Below are 17,128 nucleotides of genomic sequence, written 5' to 3'. Positions count from 1 at the left end.
CCATGTCCGCAGGCATCGTCGACCGGTTCAGCCTGAACCTGACGTTCGTGCTGTTCCTGTCGGTGGTCGTGGTCACGCTGTTCATGGCGCTGCTGACGGCCCCTCAGCGTGACGAGCTCGGCGAGTTCTACCTCGGCAACCGCACCATGTCCCCGCTGCGCAACGGCCTCGCGATGTGCGGCGACTATCTGTCGGCCGCGACACTGCTGGGCAGCACCGGCCTGGTCGCCCTCAACGGCTACGACGGACTGCTGTACCTCGGCGGCACGGTCGTCGCCTGGATGATGGTGCTGCTGCTGATCGCCGAACCTCTGCGCCGGACCGGCAAGTTCACGCTGGGCGACACACTGGCCCTGCGCCTGACCCGGCTGCAGCGTCCGGCGCGGCTCGCCCTCGCCGTGTGCACCCTCGCCATCACGACCCTGTACCTGGTGGCCCAACTCGTCGGCAGCATGGCCCTGTTGACCCAGTTCACCGGCGAACCCAGCGCCGCCACACGTACCTTGTGCGTGGTCGTGATCGGCACCATCGTCATCGTGTACGCCGCCATCGGCGGCGCGCCCGGTGCCACGGTCATCCAGATCATCAAGGCCGTGATGCTGGTGGCGGGCGTGACCGTCACCGCGGTCATGGTGCTGCACCACTACGACTGGAACCCGGGCGCCCTGCTGTCCGCGGCCGCGAACCACAGCGGAACCGGCACACAGTTCCTCGAACCCGGACTGCGCTACGGCGTCAGCACCACCAGCAAGCTCGACTTCTTCAGCCTGGAACTGGCCATCGTGCTCGGCCTCGCAGCACTCCCCCACGTCCTGATGCGCCTGCTCGCCCCGCGCAAGGTCGACGTGCTGCGCTCCTCCCTGGTGTGGGCGGTGGGCCTGGTCGGCCTGGTCTGTCTGGCCGCCGGCATCCTCGGCCTGGGCGCCACCGCCATCGTCGGGCGGGAGACCATCGCGGAGACCGACCACAAGGGCGACTCCGCGGTCCTGCTCCTGGCCAACGCGCTCGGCGGCGGCATCCTCACGGCCCTGCTGTCCTGCCTCGCCTTCGTCACGCTGCTCGCCGTCGCGGCCGGCCTCACCCTCGCCGCCGCCTCGTCCCTGGCCCACGACCTGTACGGCGAGGTGATCCGCAAGGGCCGCGCGAGCGAGACCGAGGAACTGATGGTGGCCCGGCTCTCCGCGGCCGTCATCGGTGTCCTCGCCATGATGCTCGCCCTCGTCTCCTGGGGCGCCAACACCGCGACGCTCGCCTTCCTCGCCTTCGCCATCGCGGCGTCCGCGATCCTGCCGACGATCGTGTACACCCTCTTCTGGCGCCGCTTCACGGGCCAGGGGGCACTGCTCAGCCTCTGGGGCGGCCTGATCTGCTCGGTCCTGCTGGTCCTGTTCTCCCCCGTCGTCTCCTCCACGCCGGGCTCGTTCTACCCGGAGTCCGACTTCGCCTGGTTCCCGCTGCAGAACCCAGGCATCGTCTCCATCCCGGCGGGCTTCCTCCTCGGCTGGCTCGGCACCGTGCTGGGCGACCGCCAGGAACCGCAGGAGGCGGCCGCCTACGAGGAGTTCGAGGTGCGGATGCTGGTGGGCGCCAAGGAGTAAGAGATGCTTCTGTCATGCCCACTCATACGTTCCTGATCGGCGCCGCCCGCGAGCGCCCCTGCACGCTCGTCGTCTGCCGGGGCTGCTGCTGCGGCAATCCGCGCAAGCACCCCGGCACCGATCACGCCGGGCAGGTGGACCGGCTGCGCGCCGCCGGCGCCGAGCACGGGTTCCAGGTCCGTACGACCGACTGTCTGGGCCCCTGCGACCAGGCCAATGTGATCGTCGTCCAGCCGTCGGCCGCGGGGCGCCGGGCCGGCGGGCGGGCCACCTGGGTCGGCTTCGCGATGGACGACGACGGCACGGAGGAGATCGTGCGGTGGGCGGCCGCGGGCGGACCGGGCCTCGCCGAGCCGCCCGTCACGCTGGAGCTGCAGTTCATCCGGCCGCCACGGGACGCACGGGTGCGCTCCCGTCGCTGACCCACCGCCGGACTTCGAGCAATTGTTAATGGGATCCATTTTCATGTAGCGTCTCGGTGTTCACCCACCGAGGAGGTCCGTCATGGCTGTCCCCAAGCGGAAGATGTCCCGCAGCAACACCCGCCACCGCCGCGCCCAGTGGAAGGCGAGCACGCCGCAGCTCGTGCCCGTCACGATCGACGGCGTCAGCCACCTCGTGCCGCAGCACCTGGTCAAGGCGTACGAGCGCGGGCTGCTGCGCCCCGAGGGCTGACCGGGGATGCCGTACGACCGCCGTCTGCCCGTCACCGTCCTGTCCGGCTTCCTCGGGGCGGGCAAGACGACCCTGCTCAACCATGTCCTGGCGAACCGCGAGGGACTGCGAGTGGCGGTCATCGTCAACGACATGAGCGAGATCAACATCGATGCCACGCTGGTGCGGGGCGGCGAGGCCGCGCTGTCGCGGACCGAGGAGCGCCTGGTCGAGATGACCAACGGCTGCATCTGCTGCACCCTGCGCGACGATCTCCTCCAGGAGGTCGACCGCCTCGCCCGCGAGGGCCGCTTCGACCATCTCCTCATCGAGTCGTCCGGCATCTCCGAACCCATGCCGGTCGCGGCCACCTTCGCCTTCGCCCGCGACGACGGCGCCACCCTCGGCGATCTCGCCCTGCTGGACACCATGGTCACGGTCGTGGACGCCGCCAACTTCCTGTCCGAGCTGGACAGTGGCGACGAACTCGCCGAGCGCGGCCTCGACCAGTACGAAGAAGACGAGCGCACCGTCAGCGATCTCCTCGTCGACCAGGTCGAGTTCGCGGACGTCATCGTGCTCAACAAGCTGGACCTGGTCGACGACGAGACGGCGGTCCGGCTGCGGGCGGTCCTGGGCCGGCTCAACCCCGCCGCGCGGGTCGTCGACGCCGTACAGGGGCAGGTCGCGCTCCAAGAGGTGCTCGGCACGCGGCTGTTCGACCTGGAGCGCGCCCAGCAGGCCCCGGGCTGGGTGCGGGAGCTCAACGGCGACCACGTCCCCGAGACCGAGGAGTACGGGATCTCGTCCACCGTCTTCCGCTCCGAACTTCCCTTCCACCCCGAGCGGTTGTGGACCTTCGTCACCGAGGAACTCGACAGCGGCTCGTACGGGAAGGTGCTGCGCTCCAAGGGCTTCTTCACTCTCGCCAGCCGCCCGCAGGTGACGGGGCTGTGGTCACAGGCCGGTTCCGTCGCCCGCTTCGAGCCCAGCGCCGCGCGGGACACCGACGCCCCGTACGCGCAGGAGCTGGTCTTCATCGGCACGCATCTGGAGGCGCAGGCGCTCCGGGCCGCCCTGGCCGGGTGCCTCATGGCGGACGGCGAGGGCCTTCCGTCCGCCGATCCGTTCCCGGCCTGGGACACGTACGGCATCGACGACGCCTGCGAGCACGAGCACGCGGCGCCGCTGGAGGTGTCCGTTCACTGAGTCCGGCGGCTCTCGGCCTGCCTATTCTGGTGAGAGGCCGGTCCTGCTCGCAGAGCGCGAGAAGGGAGCCGCGAGTGACCGAGCGGACGATCGACAGGGCGGCCGCGGACACCTTGCGGCGGGCCAGGGAGGCCGCTGCCCGAGAGGGGTGGGGCGAGGCGTACCGGCTGCTGGGCTGCCTGGACGCCACACGCCTGAGCCCCGACGACTGCGCCGCGTTCGCCGACGCCGCCTGGTGGACGAGCCGGATCGAGGAGTCGATCGCCCAGCGGATGCGGGCCTACGCCGGGTATGTCGCGGCTGGCGCGGCCCGGCAGGCGGGGCTGATGGCCTGGCTCCTCTTCTACGAGCATCAGCTCGCGGGGCGCACGGCCGTGGCCGCCGGCTGGCTGCGCCGGGCGCGGCGGCATCTGCGGGGTGAGCCGGAGTGTGTCGAGCAGTGCTACCTCGCCTGGATCGACGCGGAGCACGCTCAGGAGCGCGGTGCGTTCGACGAGGCGATGGCCGCGGCACGGCGCATGGCCGGGATCGCCCGGCGCTGCGGCAGCCCGGATCTGCTGGCCATGAGCGTCCAGGCGCAGGCGGGCGTCCTGGTGGCCCAGGGGCGCGTCGGGGACGGGCTCGATCTCCTGGACGACGCCATGTGCTCGGCCATGGCGGGTGAGCTCAAGCCCTTCTTCACCGGGTGGGTCTACTGCCTGGGCCTGCAGCAGGCCATGGCCTGCGTCGATCTCGAACGCGCCGCCGAATGGACCGACGCGGCCATGCGGTGGTGCTCGGCGATGCCGGCCGAGAACAACTACCGCGGGTTGTGCCGGGTGCACCGGGTGGAGGTGCTGGAGCTGCGCGGAAGCTGGCCCGAGGCGCTGGCGGAGGCCGTGCGGACCTGCGAGGAACTGCTGCCGTACGAGCGGCGGATGGCCGCCGAGGCGGTGTACCTGGTCGGGCAGATCCAGCGGCGGCGCGGAGAGCTCGCGGCGGCCGAGGAGTCCTACGACCGTACTCACGAGCTCGGTCGCGATCCGCAGCCCGGCCTCGCCCTGCTGCGGCTGGCCCAGGGGAAGGCCGAGGCCTCGGCCACGGCCCTGCGGCTCGCCGTCGCGAGCGGAGCCGAGGCCGGCGGTCTCGCTCGGTGCAGGCTGCTCGCGGCCCAGGTGGAGGTGTGCCTGGCGCTGGGCCGGACGGCCGAGGCGCGCACGGCGGCCGAGGGACTCCAGGCTCTGGCCCGGGACTGGCAGCGGCGGTGCGGCTCGGAGTCGACCCTGTTGCACGCGAGTGCCGCGGCGGCCTCGGGCGCGGTGGCGTTCGCCGCCCGTGATCTCGACGGTGCGCTGTCTCTGCTGCGCCGGGCGCTGGCGCTGTGGCTGGAGCTTCGGGTGCCGTACGAGGCCGCCCAGGTGCGGATGACGCTGGCCGCCGCCGACCGGGCCGCCGGGGACGACGAGGGCGCCCGGATGGAGCTGCGGGCCGCGGAGCAGGCCTTCGGGCAGCTCGGTGCCGTGCCCGACGTGCGCCGGGCGGCGGCCCTGCTCGCCGATGTGCGCCGACGGCAGCCCGGCGGGCTCACCGAGCGTGAGATCCAGGTGCTGCGGCTGGTCGCCGCGGGCCGCACGAACCGGGCCATCGCCGGGGAGCTGGTGATCAGTGAGCACACCGTCGCCCGCCACCTCAACAACATCTTCGCGAAGCTCGATGTGTCCTCGCGGGCGGCGGCGACGGCGTACGCGTACGAGCACGGCCTCACCTGAGGCCGCGCATGGGCCGTTCTGCCCATGCCGGGTCCACGGAGGATGGGTGATTCCGGCGATGAGCGCGCCCCCGCTCCGGCGTAGACCTAAGGGGTGACCCCTTCCCGACCCCGCTGTGGAAAGGCAGGTGGCGATCATGACCACGTACACACCGACCCTCGACGACAGGCTGCTGGACCGGCTGCGCGGGGCCGTGCGCGGCAAGATCGTCGAGCCCGGCGACCCGGCCTACGACGAGGCCCGCAAGGTCTACAACGCCATGCACGACAGGCGGCCGGCGATCATCGTCAGGGCCGTCGACGCGGGCGACGTCATCGCCACGGTGGACTTCGCCCGCGACCAGGGCCTGCCGCTCGCGGTGCGCGGCGGCAGCCACAGCGTCCCCGGCTACGGCACCTGCGACGGCGGCGCCGTCCTCGACCTCGGCCTGATGCGCGGCATCCGCGTCGATCCCGAGACGCGGACGGCCTGGGTCGAGGGCGGCTGCACCTGGGCGGACGTCAACCACGCCACGTACGCCTTCGGCCTGGCCACCACCGGTGGGGTCGTCTCCACCACCGGTGTGGGTGGCCTGACGACCGGCGGCGGCATGGGCTATCTGTCCCGCCGCTGCGGTCTGGCCTGCGACAACCTGGTCTCGGTGGACCTGGTGACGGCCGATGGGTCCTTCGTGACCTGCACGGACGAGCAGCACAGCGACCTGATGTGGGCGGTGCGCGGGGGCGGTGGGAACTTCGGGGTGGTCACGTCCTTCGCGTACCGGCTGCACCCCATCGCCGACATCCTCGGCGGGCCGGTCTTCTTCCCGCTCGACGGCGATGTGATCCGCCGCTACCGGGAGCTGATCGCCGAGGGGGACGAGAACCTCGGCGCGCTGCTCGTCGTAGGGCTCGGGCCGCCGGTGCCGTTCCTGCCCGAGCGCTGGCACGGACGGCCGCTGTGCGGTGTGATCGGCTGCTGGACCGGGTCGCAGGACGAGGACGACCGGATCCGGGCCCGCCTCGCCGCGCTCGGGCCGGTGCTGGGCCAGTACCTGGAGCGCATCCCCTACCCGGTGATCAACACCCTCTTCGACGACCTGGTGCCACCCGGGCTCTACCACTACTGGAAGGGCACCTTCACCCAGGGCCTGTCCGACGGCGCTGTCGAGACCTGCGTCGAGTACGGCGCCACCACCCCGTCCATCCAGAGCGTCACGGTCGCCTTCCCCCTCGACGGCGCATGCCACCGGGTGGGGCCGGAGGAGACCGCCTTCTCCTACCGGGACGCCGACTACTCGTTCGCACTCAACGGGACCCTCACGACCCGTGCGGACTGCGAGGCCCAGAAGGACTGGGTGCGCGGCTTCCACCAGGCGCTCGAACCGCACTCCATGGAGGGCGGCTACGTCAACTTCATCGACGCCGACGACCAGAACCTCGTCGGGGCCAACTACCGCACGAACTACGCCCGTCTCAGGGATCTGAAACGGCGCTACGACCCGGGCAACCTGTTCCGCCTCAACCACAACATCGCACCGTGAGGAATCCTGCGGGCTCCCAGGTGTTGAACCCGGTATGAGCTCCGTGATCGCCGCGACCCGCTTCTCCGTTCTCGACCGCTCCCGCACCCGCGAGGGCCACCCGAACGGAGAGGCGCTGCGCGACACCGTACGGCTGGCGCAGGAGGTCGAGGCGCTCGGCTACCACCGCATCTGGGTCTCGGAGCACCACGGCGTACCCGGCGTCGCCGGCTCGGCGCCGACCGTGCTGGCCGCCGCCGTCGCCGCCGCGACCCGCACGATCCGGGTCGGGACCGGCGGGGTGATGCTGCCCAACCACCAACCGCTGGTCGTGGCCGAGCAGTTCGGGGTGCTGGAGTCCCTCTTCCCGGGCCGCATCGACATGGGCCTGGGGCGGTCCGTCGGCTTCACCGACGGGGTGCGCAGGGCGCTCGGGCGGGACAAGGGGGACGCCGACGACTTCGCGGCGCAGATCCAGGAGCTGCTCGGCTGGTTCCGCGGCACCTCGGCCACGGGAGTGCACGCGCGGCCCGCCGAGGGCCTGACCGTGCCGCCGTTCGTGCTGGCCATGGGCGAGGGCGCGGACATCGCCGCCCGCGCGGGCCTGCCGATGGTCATCGGTGACTTCCGGAACCGGGCGAAGATGCAGCGCGGCATCGACCATTACCGCGACCACTTCCGCCCCTCCCCCTGGGCGAGCGAACCGTACGTCGTGATCTCCGGCACGGTCGCGGTGGCCGCCACGCCCGAGGAGGCCCGGCGACTGCTCGTGCCGGAGGCCTGGTCGATGGCCTACTCGCGCACGCACGGCACCTTCCCGCCGCTCCCGCCCGCCGAGCGCGTCGAGGGGCTCACGATGACCGACAAGCAGCGCGGCTTCTACGAGGGCGGCCTCGCCGGGCACATCGCCGGCACGGAAGAGCAGGTCGCACACGAGCTGGAGACGCTGCTGAAGGAGACGGGGGCGCAGGAGGTGCTGGTCACGACCAGTACGTACGACCGTGCGGCTCTGCTGGACTCCTACCGCAGGCTCGCCCGGATCACATACGCATGATCCGGGCGGGCGGCCGTCGGGTCAGTCCGTGTCGCGCGGGTCGAACGACTTGGTGTCGATGGTCAGCGGCTTCGGGAAGGCGCCGGCCAGCGACTCCCATCCCGTGAACTTGAAGTCGGTGCCCTCACGGTCTCCGTCCGCGGGCGTGGCCTCGCCGTCGTGGGTGACGAGCAGGCCCTTGGGGAAGGACCGGCCCAGCGGGACGTTGGCCACGGTGGACCCGTCGGAGTGCTGCACCCCGTCGGTGGCGGCGCTGTCGGTGACGGTGAAGGAGCCCAGGTAGGCGTTGCGGCCCTGGCGCTCGTACACGGCGAAGGTGTTGTCGCCCTGGCTGGAGGCGAGCAGGTATCCCTTGCCGTCGGCGGCGTGGTAGATCGCGGCGCCCTCGGCGTCGGCGCTCAGGTGCTCACCGCCGTAGCCGGGGTCGTTCGCGGTGTCGAGGACGCACTCCTCTTCCTCGGCGTCGTACGTCCACGGAGTGCCGTACTCCCGCACCCGGTCGATCAGTTCGGGCCGCTCGAACTCCTCGTCGTCGAGGTCGACCCGCCACAGCCCGACGTCCTCCTGGGCCGCGTACAGGACGTGCTGCTCCTGGTCGACGACCATGCCCTCGACCTGTGCGTGGTCGCCGGGGTCGGCGCAGGGGGTCCAGCTCGTCCCGTTCGGCAGTGTGAAGGCGCCGGGCAGGTCGAGGGTGTCCTCGGTCTTGTAGCCGACGCGCCCGTTCCGGTCCTCCAGTCGGAGCAGCCGTACCCGGGTCTCCGAGCGGCGCGACACCACCACGTAGGCGTTGTCGTCGTCGCTGAAGGCGGCCAGGCCGTAGGCGGTGCGCTGGTCGTCGACCTCGGCCTCGCTCGCGGAGAAGACCGGCGCGGCGTCGGTGGCCGTCACGTCCCTCAGCGGGGGTCTGCCCACCGCCACGGCCGCCGGGTCGATCGCGTAGGCCCGGACCCGGTCCCGGCCGCGGTCGCTGACGAGGGCCAAGTCGGTCTTCCTGCCGCCCAGTTCGAAGCCGTAGACGACGTCGACGTTGTTGAAGCGGCCGGGCGCGGCGTCCTCGCCGGGCGCCGCCGGCGCGGCGATGTGCTGCAGGCGCCTGCCGTCGAGGCCGTACACGTCGAGGCCGGCCTCCTTGAGGGTGCCGATCACGAGACTGCGTCCGGGGTCGTGGGGGTCGACCCAGACGGCCGGGTCGTCGGCGTCGGCGTTGCCGCCCGCCTCGTCGTCGTACACGGCGGGGGTCTCCACGCGGGCGGAGACGGAGACCGGCTGCGGCGCGGCGGCGCCCGAGACCATCAGCAGCGCGGCGGTGAGAGTGCTCAGAGCTGAAGCGCTCACGATACTCCTCGGTAGGAAGCGAGACTGGCGAGACGTTATGGGCGGCCGGTGTGAGTGAGCCGACGGCCTCGTGAACATCAGGTGGCTCGAACGGGCGAGCGTCTGGTTCGCTTAGAATCGCGGCGTTTGCCCACGCCCCCGACTCGCGCATCCCGGAGCTCGTACCCATGCACTCCCCGCACGACCCGTACGTCCGCGTCCGCGGCGCCCGTGAGCACAACCTCAAGGGCGTGGACGTCGACATTCCGCGGGACGTGCTGGCCGTGTTCACGGGCGTGTCCGGGTCCGGGAAGTCGTCCCTCGCCTTCGGCACGATCTACGCGGAGGCCCAGCGCCGCTACTTCGAGTCGGTCGCGCCGTACGCACGCCGGCTGATCCACCAGGTCGGCGCGCCGAAGGTGGGCGAGATCACCGGCCTTCCGCCTGCCGTGTCGCTCCAGCAGCGGCGCTCGGCGCCGACGTCGCGCTCGTCCGTGGGCACGGTCACCAACCTCTCCAACTCCCTGCGGATGCTGTTCTCCCGCGCGGGCGACTACCCGCCCGGCGCCGAGCGGCTCGACTCGGACGCCTTCTCGCCGAACACGGCGGCCGGGGCGTGCCCGGAGTGCCACGGGCTCGGCCAAGTGCACCGCACGAGCGAGGAGTTGCTGGTCCCCGACCCGTCGCTGTCGATCCGGGACGGCGCGATCGCCGCGTGGCCGGGCGCCTGGCAGGGCAAGAACCTGCGCGACATCCTCGACGCGCTCGGCCACGACGTCGACCGGCCGTGGCGCGAGCTTCCCGCCGAGCAGCGGGAGTGGATCCTGTTCACCGACGAGCAGCCGGTCGTCACCGTCCACCCGGTGCGCGACGCCGACCGCATCCAACGGCCGTACCAGGGCACCTACATGAGCGCCCAGCGGTACGTCATGAAGACCTTCTCCGACTCCAAGAGCCCCACGCTCAGGGCCAAGGCGGAGCGGTTCCTCGCCTCCGCGCCCTGCCCGGCGTGCGGCGGCAGCCGACTGCGGCCCGAGGCGCTGGCGGTGACCTTCGCCGGGCGGACCATCGCCGAGCTGGCCGCGCTGCCGCTCGCGGACCTGGCGAGCACGCTGGACGGCGAAGCCTCGTCGGAGACGGCCCGTGTCCTCACCGAGGACCTCAAGTCCCGTATCGCGCCGGTCGTCGAGCTCGGCCTCGGCTACCTCAGCCTCGACCGCGCCACCCCCACCCTCTCGGCCGGCGAACTGCAGCGCCTGCGCCTCGCGACCCAGCTCCGGTCCGGGCTCTTCGGTGTCGTGTACGTCCTCGACGAGCCGTCCGCGGGACTGCACCCGGCGGACACGGAGGCGCTGCTGACGGTGCTGGCGCGGCTGAAGGCGGCCGGGAACACGGTGTTCGTCGTCGAGCACCACCTCGACGTCGTGCGCGGCGCCGACTGGCTGGTCGACGTGGGGCCCCGTGCGGGAGAGCACGGCGGGCAGGTGCTGCACAGCGGGCCGGTGGCGGAGCTGGCGGCGGTCGAGGAGTCGGCTACCGCGCGCTTCCTGTTCGACGACTCCCCCGCCGTCGTACGCCAAGTGCGCGCCCCGCACGGCCAGTTGAAGGTCGGCCCGGTCACCCGGCACAACCTGCGCGGGGTGACCGCCGAGTTCCCGCTCGGGGTGTTCATGGCCGTCACCGGTGTCTCGGGTTCGGGCAAGTCCACGCTCATCGGCGAGATCACCGAGGACCTGGCGGGCGTGGGCCGCCTGGTCTCGGTCGACCAGAGGCCGATCGGCCGCACCCCGCGCTCCAATCTCGCCACCTACACCGGCCTCTTCGACGTCGTACGCAAGGTGTTCGCGGGCACGGACGAGGCGCGGGCGCGTGGTTACGGCGTCGGCCGCTTCTCCTTCAACGTCGCCGAAGGGCGCTGCGAGACCTGCCAGGGCGAGGGGTTCGTCAGCGTCGAGCTGCTGTTCCTGCCGAGCACGTACGCGCCGTGCCCGGACTGCGGTGGCGCGCGCTACAACCCCGAGACGCTCCAAGTGGCGTACCGGGGACGGAACATCGCGCAGGTGCTGGACCTCACGGTCGAGGCGGCCGCGGACTTCTTCGCGGACACCCCGGCCGTGGCCCGCAGCCTGGTCACCCTCCTCGACGTCGGCCTCGGCTACCTGCGGCTCGGCCAGCCCGCGACCGAGCTGTCCGGCGGTGAGGCGCAGCGCATCAAGCTGGCGAGCGAGCTGCAGCGCGGCCGTCGCGGCCACACGCTCTACCTCCTCGACGAGCCGACCACCGGCCTCCACCCGGCCGACGTCGAGGTGCTCATGCGCCAGCTGCACGGGCTGGTCGACGCCGGGCACACCGTCGTCGTGGTCGAGCACGACATGTCCGTCGTCGCGGGCGCGGACTGGGTGATCGACCTGGGACCGGGCGGCGGTGACGCGGGCGGACGGATCGTGGTGTCGGGTCCGCCCGCTCGGGTGGCCCGGGCGAGAGGCAGCGCGACGGCGCCGTATCTCGCCCGCGTCATGCCGTGAGGGCCTCGCGGGGCGGGGCCGGCGGCTGGTCCTCCGTGTCGGCGGCGCGTGCCGTGTGGACGACGCCGGGCGCCGGGAAGGGCACGGTGCGGCGCGGGCCGGGGACTTGGACCTGCCGTGCCCCGAGGAGCGCGGACACTTCGGCCGCCCGGGCCAGGGAGCGCCGGTCGGGGCGGCTGCCCGGCGCTATCGGCTCCGGCACCTCCACCTCGGCGACCAGCTCACGGGCCCGCACCACCCGCCACACCGAGGTGAGCAGCGAGTCCTCGCCGACGAAGGCGGCCGCCGTGCTGGGCGCGCCCTGGGCCGTGCGGTAGCGCAGGCGGACCGGCTGGACGGGGACGCCCGCGTCGAGGGCTGCCTGGAACGCGGCCCGGCGGAAGTGGCCCTGGGCACGGCCGCACCAGGTGCTGCCCTCGGGGAACAGGGCGACCGCTTCGCCGGCCCGCAGCGCCTCGGCGATCCGGCCCACGGTCTCGGGCAGGGCGCGGATACGGTCCCGGTCGATGAACAGGGCGCCGCTGCGGGCGGTCAGCCACCCCGCCACCGGCCACTGACGGATCTCCGACTTGGCGACCATCCGGGCCGGGCGGACGGCGGCGAGCAGCGGGATGTCCAGCCAGGAGACGTGGTTGGCGACCAGCAGCAGGCCGCCGTCGGGCGCGGCACCGCCGTCGATCCGTACGCGGACGCCCGCGGCCCGTACGACCCACAGACACCAGCGTCGGACGAGTCCCGCGGGTATCCGGCCGCCGAGCGGGGTGACCAGGAACCCGGCGACCAGCAGGGCCAGGACCGCCGCGATCCGCAGGACGGCCAGGGGCCGTGCTCTGGCCGGTCCCGTCACCTGCACGCACGCGTGCGGGGTGCAGGGGGCGCTGGGCCGCCAGAGGGTCGCCGCCTCGGCGGGGTGGGCGCTCGCGGCCGGTGCGGCGGTCGCCCCGGCCGTGAGAGTGGTCGCCGTGGGCAGACCCAGGGCGCCGAGGGAGTGGGTGCTCATGGCCGCCACGTCCGTCACGCCGGGACGAGGGAGAGGAAGTGCCGCAGGTAGCGCGAGTTGACCCGGCGCATCGACAGCAGCACGTACATGTCGGCGACCCCGAACTCCGGGTCGTGCGCGGGCTCGCCGCAGACCCAGGCGCCGAGGCGGATGTAGCCGCGCAGGAGGGCCGGGAGTTCGGTGCGGGTGGCGGGGGCGGGGGCGGTCGGCTGCCAGGGGCGCAGCGGGCGTACCCGGTACTCCTCCGGAGCCAGGTGCTTGGCCTGTACCCGGTCCCAGGTCCCGGCCGCGAGGGTGCCGCCGTCGGCCAGCGGGATCGAGCAGCAGCCGGCCAGCCACTCGTGGCCGCGGTCGACCATGTAGCGGGCGATGCCGGCCCAGATGAGGCTGATGACCGCGCCGTCGCGGTGGTCGGGGTGGACGCAGGAGCGGCCGACCTCGACCAGGTTCGGGCGCAGGGCGTCGATGCGGGTGAGGTCGAACTCGCCCTCGGAGTACAGCCGGCCCGCGACCGCGGCCCGCTCCGGCGGCAGCAGCCGGTAGGTGCCGACGACCTGCCCGGACACCTCCTCGCGGACCAGCAGGTGGTCGCAGTACGCGTCGAAGGCGTCGATGTCGTGGCCCGGCTGCGGGGTGGACAGCAGGGCTCCCATCTCGCCGGCGAAGACGTCGTGCCGCAGCCGCTGGGCGGCGCGCACATCCTCCTCGTTGCGGGCAAGGCCGACGGTGTAGCGGGTGGGTGCCGTGGGCTGCGGGGGACGTTCGACGGTCAGTACGCCGGTCATGGCTTACTCCTGGTCACGGGCCGGGGACGGCGAGCGGAGAGCGGTGGGGCGATGAGATGTGCCGCCCCTGTTCTTCCGATGCCGGTTGGCGTATGCGTGACCTGTGCCAGGAGAGTGGATGTGCGAATGTTGAACGGCGTGGGCCGGTACCGGCCGTCCACCTTCCGGTGCCCGACCGGTCAGCCGGGTGCTCCGGTGCCGTTCACTTGGCGGGCGCGAGAACGCGAGACGGGGCCGGGGAGCACCACTCCCGGCCCCGTCCGTCCGCACCTGTCGGCGAACGTCTGCTGTGCGGCCCGGCTTACCGCTTCACCTTCCGCGTGGCCCGCAGCCACTCCTTGTTCATTCCGGTGATGGACATGAGCGGGATGCCCTTGGGGCAGGCGGTGGCGCACTCACCGGTGAGCGTGCAGCCGCCGAAGCCCTCGTCGTCCATCTGCGCCACCATGTCGAGCACGCGCGTCTCCCGCTCGGGAGCCCCCTGTGGCAGCACGTTGAGATGGTTGATCTTGGCGGAGGTGAACAGCATCGCCGCTCCGTTCGGGCACGCGGCGACACACGCCCCGCACCCGATGCACTCGGCGTGCTCGAAGGCGAAGTCGGCATCCGGCTTCGGCACCGGCGTGGCGTGGGCTTCGGGAGCCGCGCCGGTCGGCGCGGTGATGTACCCACCGGCCTGGATGATCCGGTCGAACGCGGACCGGTCGACGACCAGATCCTTGATCACCGGGAACGCCGACGCCCGCCACGGCTCGATGTCGATCGTGTCGCCGTCCTTGAACGACCGCATGTGCAGCTGACACGTGGTCGTCCGCTCCGGCCCGTGCGCATCGCCGTTGATCACGAGCGAGCACGCACCGCAGATGCCCTCACGGCAGTCGTGGTCGAAGGCGACCGGGTCCTCGCCCTTGAGGATGAGTTCCTCGTTGAGGGTGTCGAGCATCTCCAGGAAGGACATGTCGGAGGAGATCCCGTCCACCTCGTACGTGGACATGGCGCCTTCGGTGTCGGCGTTCTTCTGCCGCCAGACGCGCAGGGTGAGCTTCATGCGTAGCTCCGCTGGGTGGGGTGGACGTACTCGAAGACCAGGTCTTCCTTGTGCAGGGTCGGCGCCTCGCCGGTGCCGGTGAACTCCCAGGCGGCCGCGTAGGCGAACTCGTCGTCCCTGCGGGCCGCTTCGCCGTCCGGCGTCTGCGACTCCTCGCGGAAGTGGCCGCCGCAGGACTCGCTTCGGTGCAGTGCGTCGAGGCACATGAGCTCGGCGAGCTCCAGGTAGTCGACGACGCGGTTGGCCTTCTCCAGCGACTGGTTGAACTCCTCGCCGGTGCCGGGGACCTTGATGCGCCGCCAGAACTCCTCGCGGATCTGCGGAATGCGTTCCAGGGCCTTGCGCAGTCCGCTGTCGGTGCGGGCCATGCCGCAGAACTCCCACATCAGCTCGCCGACCTCGCGGTGGAAGGAGTCGGGCGTGCGGTCGCCGTCGACGGACAGGAGCAGGTTGAGCCGGTCCTCCGTCTCGGCCAACACCTCCTGTACGACGGGGTGTTCGGCGGTGACGGCCTCGTGGTGCGGGTTGCGGGCGAGGTAGTCATTGATGGTGGCCGGCAGCACGAAGTAGCCGTCGGCCAGGCCCTGCATCAGCGCGGAGGCGCCGAGGCGGTTGGCGCCGTGGTCGGAGAAGTTGGCCTCACCGATCGCGAACAGGCCCGGGATAGTGGTCTGGAGGTCGTAGTCCACCCACAGTCCGCCCATCGTGTAGTGCACGGCCGGGTAGATCCGCATCGGCACCTCGTACGGATCCTCGTCGGTGATCCGCTGGTACATGTCGAAGAGGTTGCCGTACTTGGCTTCGACGGCCTTCCGCCCCATCCGCTTGATGGCGTCCGCGAAGTCCAGGTACACACCCTGCCCGCCGGGGCCCACTCCCCTGCCCTCGTCGCAGACGTTCTTCGCGGCGCGGGAGGCGATGTCGCGCGGGACGAGGTTGCCGAAGGACGGGTAGATGCGCTCCAGGTAGTAGTCGCGCTCGTCCTCGGGGATCTTGTTCGCGGGACGGTCGTCGCCCTTGGCCTTGGGCACCCAGATCCGGCCGTCGTTGCGCAGCGACTCGCTCATCAGCGTCAGCTTGGACTGGTGGTCGCCGGTGCGCGGGATGCAGGTCGGATGGATCTGGGTGAAGCAGGGGTTGGCGAAGTAGGCGCCGCGCCGGTGGGCCCGCCAGATGGCGGTGGCGTTGGAGTTCATGGCGTTCGTCGACAGGTAGAAGACGTTGCCGTAGCCGCCACTCGCCAGTACGACGGCGTCCGCGAAGTACGTGTCGATCTTCCCGGTGATGAGATCCCTGGCCACGATCCCGCGCGCCCGCCCGTCGACGACGATCAGGTCGAGCATTTCGGTACGCGGGTGCATCTCGATGTTCCCCGCGGCGATCTGCCTGCTGAGGGCCTGGTAGGCGCCGAGCAGCAGCTGCTGTCCCGTCTGGCCGCGGGCGTAGAAGGTCCGGGACACCTGGACGCCACCGAAGGAACGCGTGTCGAGCAGACCGCCGTACTCCCGGGCGAACGGCACGCCCTGCGCCACGCACTGGTCGATGATCTCCACCGATATCTGCGCGAGCCGGTGCACGTTCGACTCCCGCGCCCGGAAGTCGCCGCCCTTGACGGTGTCGTAGAAGAGCCGGTGGATGGAATCGCCGTCGTTGCGGTAGTTCTTGGCCGCGTTGATGCCGCCCTGTGCAGCGATGGAGTGGGCGCGGCGCGGGGAGTCCTGGTAGCAGAACTGGACGACGTGGTAGCCCTGTTCGGCGAGGGTGGCGCCCGCGGAGCCGCCGGCCAACCCCGTCCCCACCACGATCACCGTGTGCTTGCGCCGGTTGGCGGGGTTGACCAGCTTGGCCTCGAAGCGACGCTTGTCCCAGCGCTCGCCCACGGGGCCGGACGGGGCTTTGGTGTCGGCGACCGGCTCACCGGTCGAGTAGTCGACGTAGGTAGTCATGTCAGCTCACCACTCCGGTCATGACGCCCACGGGTACGGCGATGAAGCCGGCCGTGAGCAGCAGCGCGAGGACGTTGGCGGAGGTCTTCAGGGCGCGGTCGCGGGTGCGGCTGCCGGCGCCCAGGGTCTGGGCGGCGCTCCAGAAGCCGTGCCGGATGTGCAGGCCGAGGGCGAGCATCGCGACGATGTAGATGACGTTGCCGTACCAGGTGGAGAAGGTGTCCACGACGTTCTGGTACGGGTGCCCCTCCTGGAAGCCGCCGGAGTGCACGGTGCCGGTCGTCAGGTCCAGGACGTGCCAGACGATGAACAGGCCGAGGATGATGCCGCCCCAGCGCATGGTGCGGGTGGCGTAGGAGGCCCGCGGCTTCTTGTGCACGTACTTGCTGGGGCGCGCCTTGATGTCGCGGCGGCTGAGCTGGTACGCCGAGGTGGCGTGGGCGACGACGGCGACGACCAGCACGACGCGGATCAGCCAGAGCGTCCACTCGTAGTGCATGAACGGCTCACCGACCGTGCGCAGCCAGTGGCCGTACTCGTTGAACTCGCCCGCGCCGAAGTAGATCTTCAGGTTGCCGATCATGTGGGCGACCAGGTACAGCAGCATGATCAGCCCGCTGACCGCCATCACGGTCTTCTTGCCGACGGTGGAGTCCCACACGGTGCGTGCCATGGACGGCCGTCGATCCGTCCGCGTTGCCAGAGCCATGGACAGGACGCTAGAGCCGAACGACCCCATCGGT

Annotated in this window: 14 protein-coding genes; 8 read left to right on the top strand and 6 right to left on the bottom strand. The window is 71.6% G+C overall.

Annotation, left to right across the window (positions count from 1 at the left end; all coding sequences use genetic code 11):
* Positions 1–2: 2 nt before the first annotated feature.
* From EHO50_RS32665 to EHO50_RS32635, 7 genes are all read left to right on the top strand, one after another.
* The gene (locus tag EHO50_RS32665; protein ID WP_425472310.1) at positions 3–1,598 is read left to right on the top strand and encodes a solute symporter family protein; all 1,596 of its coding nucleotides are present in this window, start codon (positions 3–5) and stop codon (positions 1,596–1,598) included.
* Positions 1,599–1,612: 14 nt separating this feature from the next.
* The gene (locus EHO50_RS32660) at positions 1,613–2,020 is read left to right on the top strand and encodes a (2Fe-2S) ferredoxin domain-containing protein (protein ID WP_128434854.1); all 408 of its coding nucleotides are present in this window, start codon (positions 1,613–1,615) and stop codon (positions 2,018–2,020) included.
* Between the two features lie 82 nt (positions 2,021–2,102).
* Positions 2,103–2,273, top strand: a complete 171-nt coding sequence (rpmF, locus tag EHO50_RS32655; protein ID WP_003996023.1) for a 50S ribosomal protein L32 — start codon at positions 2,103–2,105, stop codon at positions 2,271–2,273.
* 6 nt (positions 2,274–2,279) lie between these two features.
* Positions 2,280–3,461, top strand: coding sequence for a GTP-binding protein (locus tag EHO50_RS32650; RefSeq protein ID WP_128434853.1), 1,182 nt, complete (start codon positions 2,280–2,282; stop codon positions 3,459–3,461).
* 74 nt (positions 3,462–3,535) lie between these two features.
* Positions 3,536–5,209, top strand: coding sequence for a LuxR family transcriptional regulator (locus EHO50_RS32645; protein ID WP_128434852.1), 1,674 nt, complete (start codon positions 3,536–3,538; stop codon positions 5,207–5,209).
* Between the two features lie 136 nt (positions 5,210–5,345).
* Complete coding sequence (locus EHO50_RS32640; RefSeq protein ID WP_128434851.1) at positions 5,346–6,731, top strand: FAD-binding oxidoreductase; 1,386 nt, start codon at positions 5,346–5,348, stop codon at positions 6,729–6,731.
* A gap of 34 nt (positions 6,732–6,765) precedes the next feature.
* Positions 6,766–7,764 carry an LLM class flavin-dependent oxidoreductase gene (locus tag EHO50_RS32635; RefSeq protein WP_128434850.1) on the top strand — a complete coding sequence of 333 codons (999 nt, stop codon included), beginning with the start codon at positions 6,766–6,768 and terminating at the stop codon, positions 7,762–7,764.
* Between the two features lie 21 nt (positions 7,765–7,785).
* Here the strand turns inward: EHO50_RS32635 and EHO50_RS32630 are convergent, their stop codons facing one another.
* A complete protein-coding gene (locus EHO50_RS32630; protein ID WP_128434849.1) occupies positions 7,786–9,102 on the bottom strand; it encodes a phytase in 1,317 nt (438 codons plus the stop codon).
* A gap of 167 nt (positions 9,103–9,269) precedes the next feature.
* Here EHO50_RS32630 and EHO50_RS32625 point away from each other — a divergent pair, with 167 nt between their 5' ends.
* Positions 9,270–11,606 carry an ATP-binding cassette domain-containing protein gene (locus tag EHO50_RS32625; protein WP_128434848.1) on the top strand — a complete coding sequence of 779 codons (2,337 nt, stop codon included), beginning with the start codon at positions 9,270–9,272 and terminating at the stop codon, positions 11,604–11,606.
* On the opposite strand, the gene EHO50_RS32620 is transcribed toward EHO50_RS32625, so the two are convergent.
* The 5 genes from EHO50_RS32620 to EHO50_RS32600 form a co-directional block, all read right to left on the bottom strand.
* A complete protein-coding gene (locus tag EHO50_RS32620) occupies positions 11,596–12,606 on the bottom strand; it encodes a lysophospholipid acyltransferase family protein (RefSeq protein WP_128434847.1) in 1,011 nt (336 codons plus the stop codon). The genes EHO50_RS32625 and EHO50_RS32620 overlap by 11 nt on opposite strands.
* 14 nt (positions 12,607–12,620) lie before the next feature.
* Entirely contained in the window at positions 12,621–13,391 is a 771-nt protein-coding gene (locus EHO50_RS32615) for a GNAT family N-acetyltransferase (RefSeq protein WP_128434846.1), read from the bottom strand.
* 301 nt (positions 13,392–13,692) lie between these two features.
* Positions 13,693–14,439 carry a succinate dehydrogenase/fumarate reductase iron-sulfur subunit gene (locus EHO50_RS32610; protein ID WP_128434845.1) on the bottom strand — a complete coding sequence of 249 codons (747 nt, stop codon included), beginning with the start codon at positions 14,437–14,439 and terminating at the stop codon, positions 13,693–13,695.
* Positions 14,436–16,385: a fumarate reductase/succinate dehydrogenase flavoprotein subunit gene (locus EHO50_RS32605; protein ID WP_128434844.1), complete on the bottom strand. Its 1,950-nt coding sequence runs from the start codon at positions 16,383–16,385 to the stop codon at positions 14,436–14,438. Before EHO50_RS32605 ends, EHO50_RS32610 begins: the two co-directional genes overlap by 4 nt.
* A 1-nt stretch (position 16,386) precedes the next feature.
* A complete protein-coding gene (locus EHO50_RS32600; RefSeq protein WP_128435059.1) occupies positions 16,387–17,058 on the bottom strand; it encodes a succinate dehydrogenase in 672 nt (223 codons plus the stop codon).
* Positions 17,059–17,128: the final 70 nt, after the last annotated feature.

This window comes from Streptomyces cyaneus (assembly GCF_004028635.1).
In the GTDB taxonomy this organism is placed as follows: domain Bacteria; phylum Actinomycetota; class Actinomycetes; order Streptomycetales; family Streptomycetaceae; genus Streptomyces; species Streptomyces cyaneus.
The sequence above is the reverse complement of the archived record's forward strand: the minus strand, read 5'-3'. Positions and strand labels throughout refer to the sequence as shown.

Bases quoted from the DNA above. Each gene is read 5' to 3' on its own strand.
- EHO50_RS32610 (WP_128434845.1), bottom strand. From the start codon at position 14,439: ATGAAGCTCACCCTGCGCGTCTGGCGGCAGAAGAACGCCGACACCGAA.
- rpmF (WP_003996023.1), top strand. From the start codon at position 2,103: ATGGCTGTCCCCAAGCGGAAGATGTCCCGCAGCAACACCCGCCACCGC.
- EHO50_RS32625 (WP_128434848.1), top strand. From the start codon at position 9,270: ATGCACTCCCCGCACGACCCGTACGTCCGCGTCCGCGGCGCCCGTGAG.
- EHO50_RS32635 (WP_128434850.1), top strand. From the start codon at position 6,766: ATGAGCTCCGTGATCGCCGCGACCCGCTTCTCCGTTCTCGACCGCTCC.
- EHO50_RS32650 (WP_128434853.1), top strand. From the start codon at position 2,280: ATGCCGTACGACCGCCGTCTGCCCGTCACCGTCCTGTCCGGCTTCCTC.
- EHO50_RS32620 (WP_128434847.1), bottom strand. From the start codon at position 12,606: ATGAGCACCCACTCCCTCGGCGCCCTGGGTCTGCCCACGGCGACCACT.
- EHO50_RS32600 (WP_128435059.1), bottom strand. From the start codon at position 17,058: ATGGCACGCACCGTGTGGGACTCCACCGTCGGCAAGAAGACCGTGATG.
- EHO50_RS32615 (WP_128434846.1), bottom strand. From the start codon at position 13,391: ATGACCGGCGTACTGACCGTCGAACGTCCCCCGCAGCCCACGGCACCC.
- EHO50_RS32660 (WP_128434854.1), top strand. From the start codon at position 1,613: ATGCCCACTCATACGTTCCTGATCGGCGCCGCCCGCGAGCGCCCCTGC.
- EHO50_RS32665 (WP_425472310.1), top strand. From the start codon at position 3: ATGTCCGCAGGCATCGTCGACCGGTTCAGCCTGAACCTGACGTTCGTG.
- EHO50_RS32640 (WP_128434851.1), top strand. From the start codon at position 5,346: ATGACCACGTACACACCGACCCTCGACGACAGGCTGCTGGACCGGCTG.
- EHO50_RS32605 (WP_128434844.1), bottom strand. From the start codon at position 16,385: ATGACTACCTACGTCGACTACTCGACCGGTGAGCCGGTCGCCGACACC.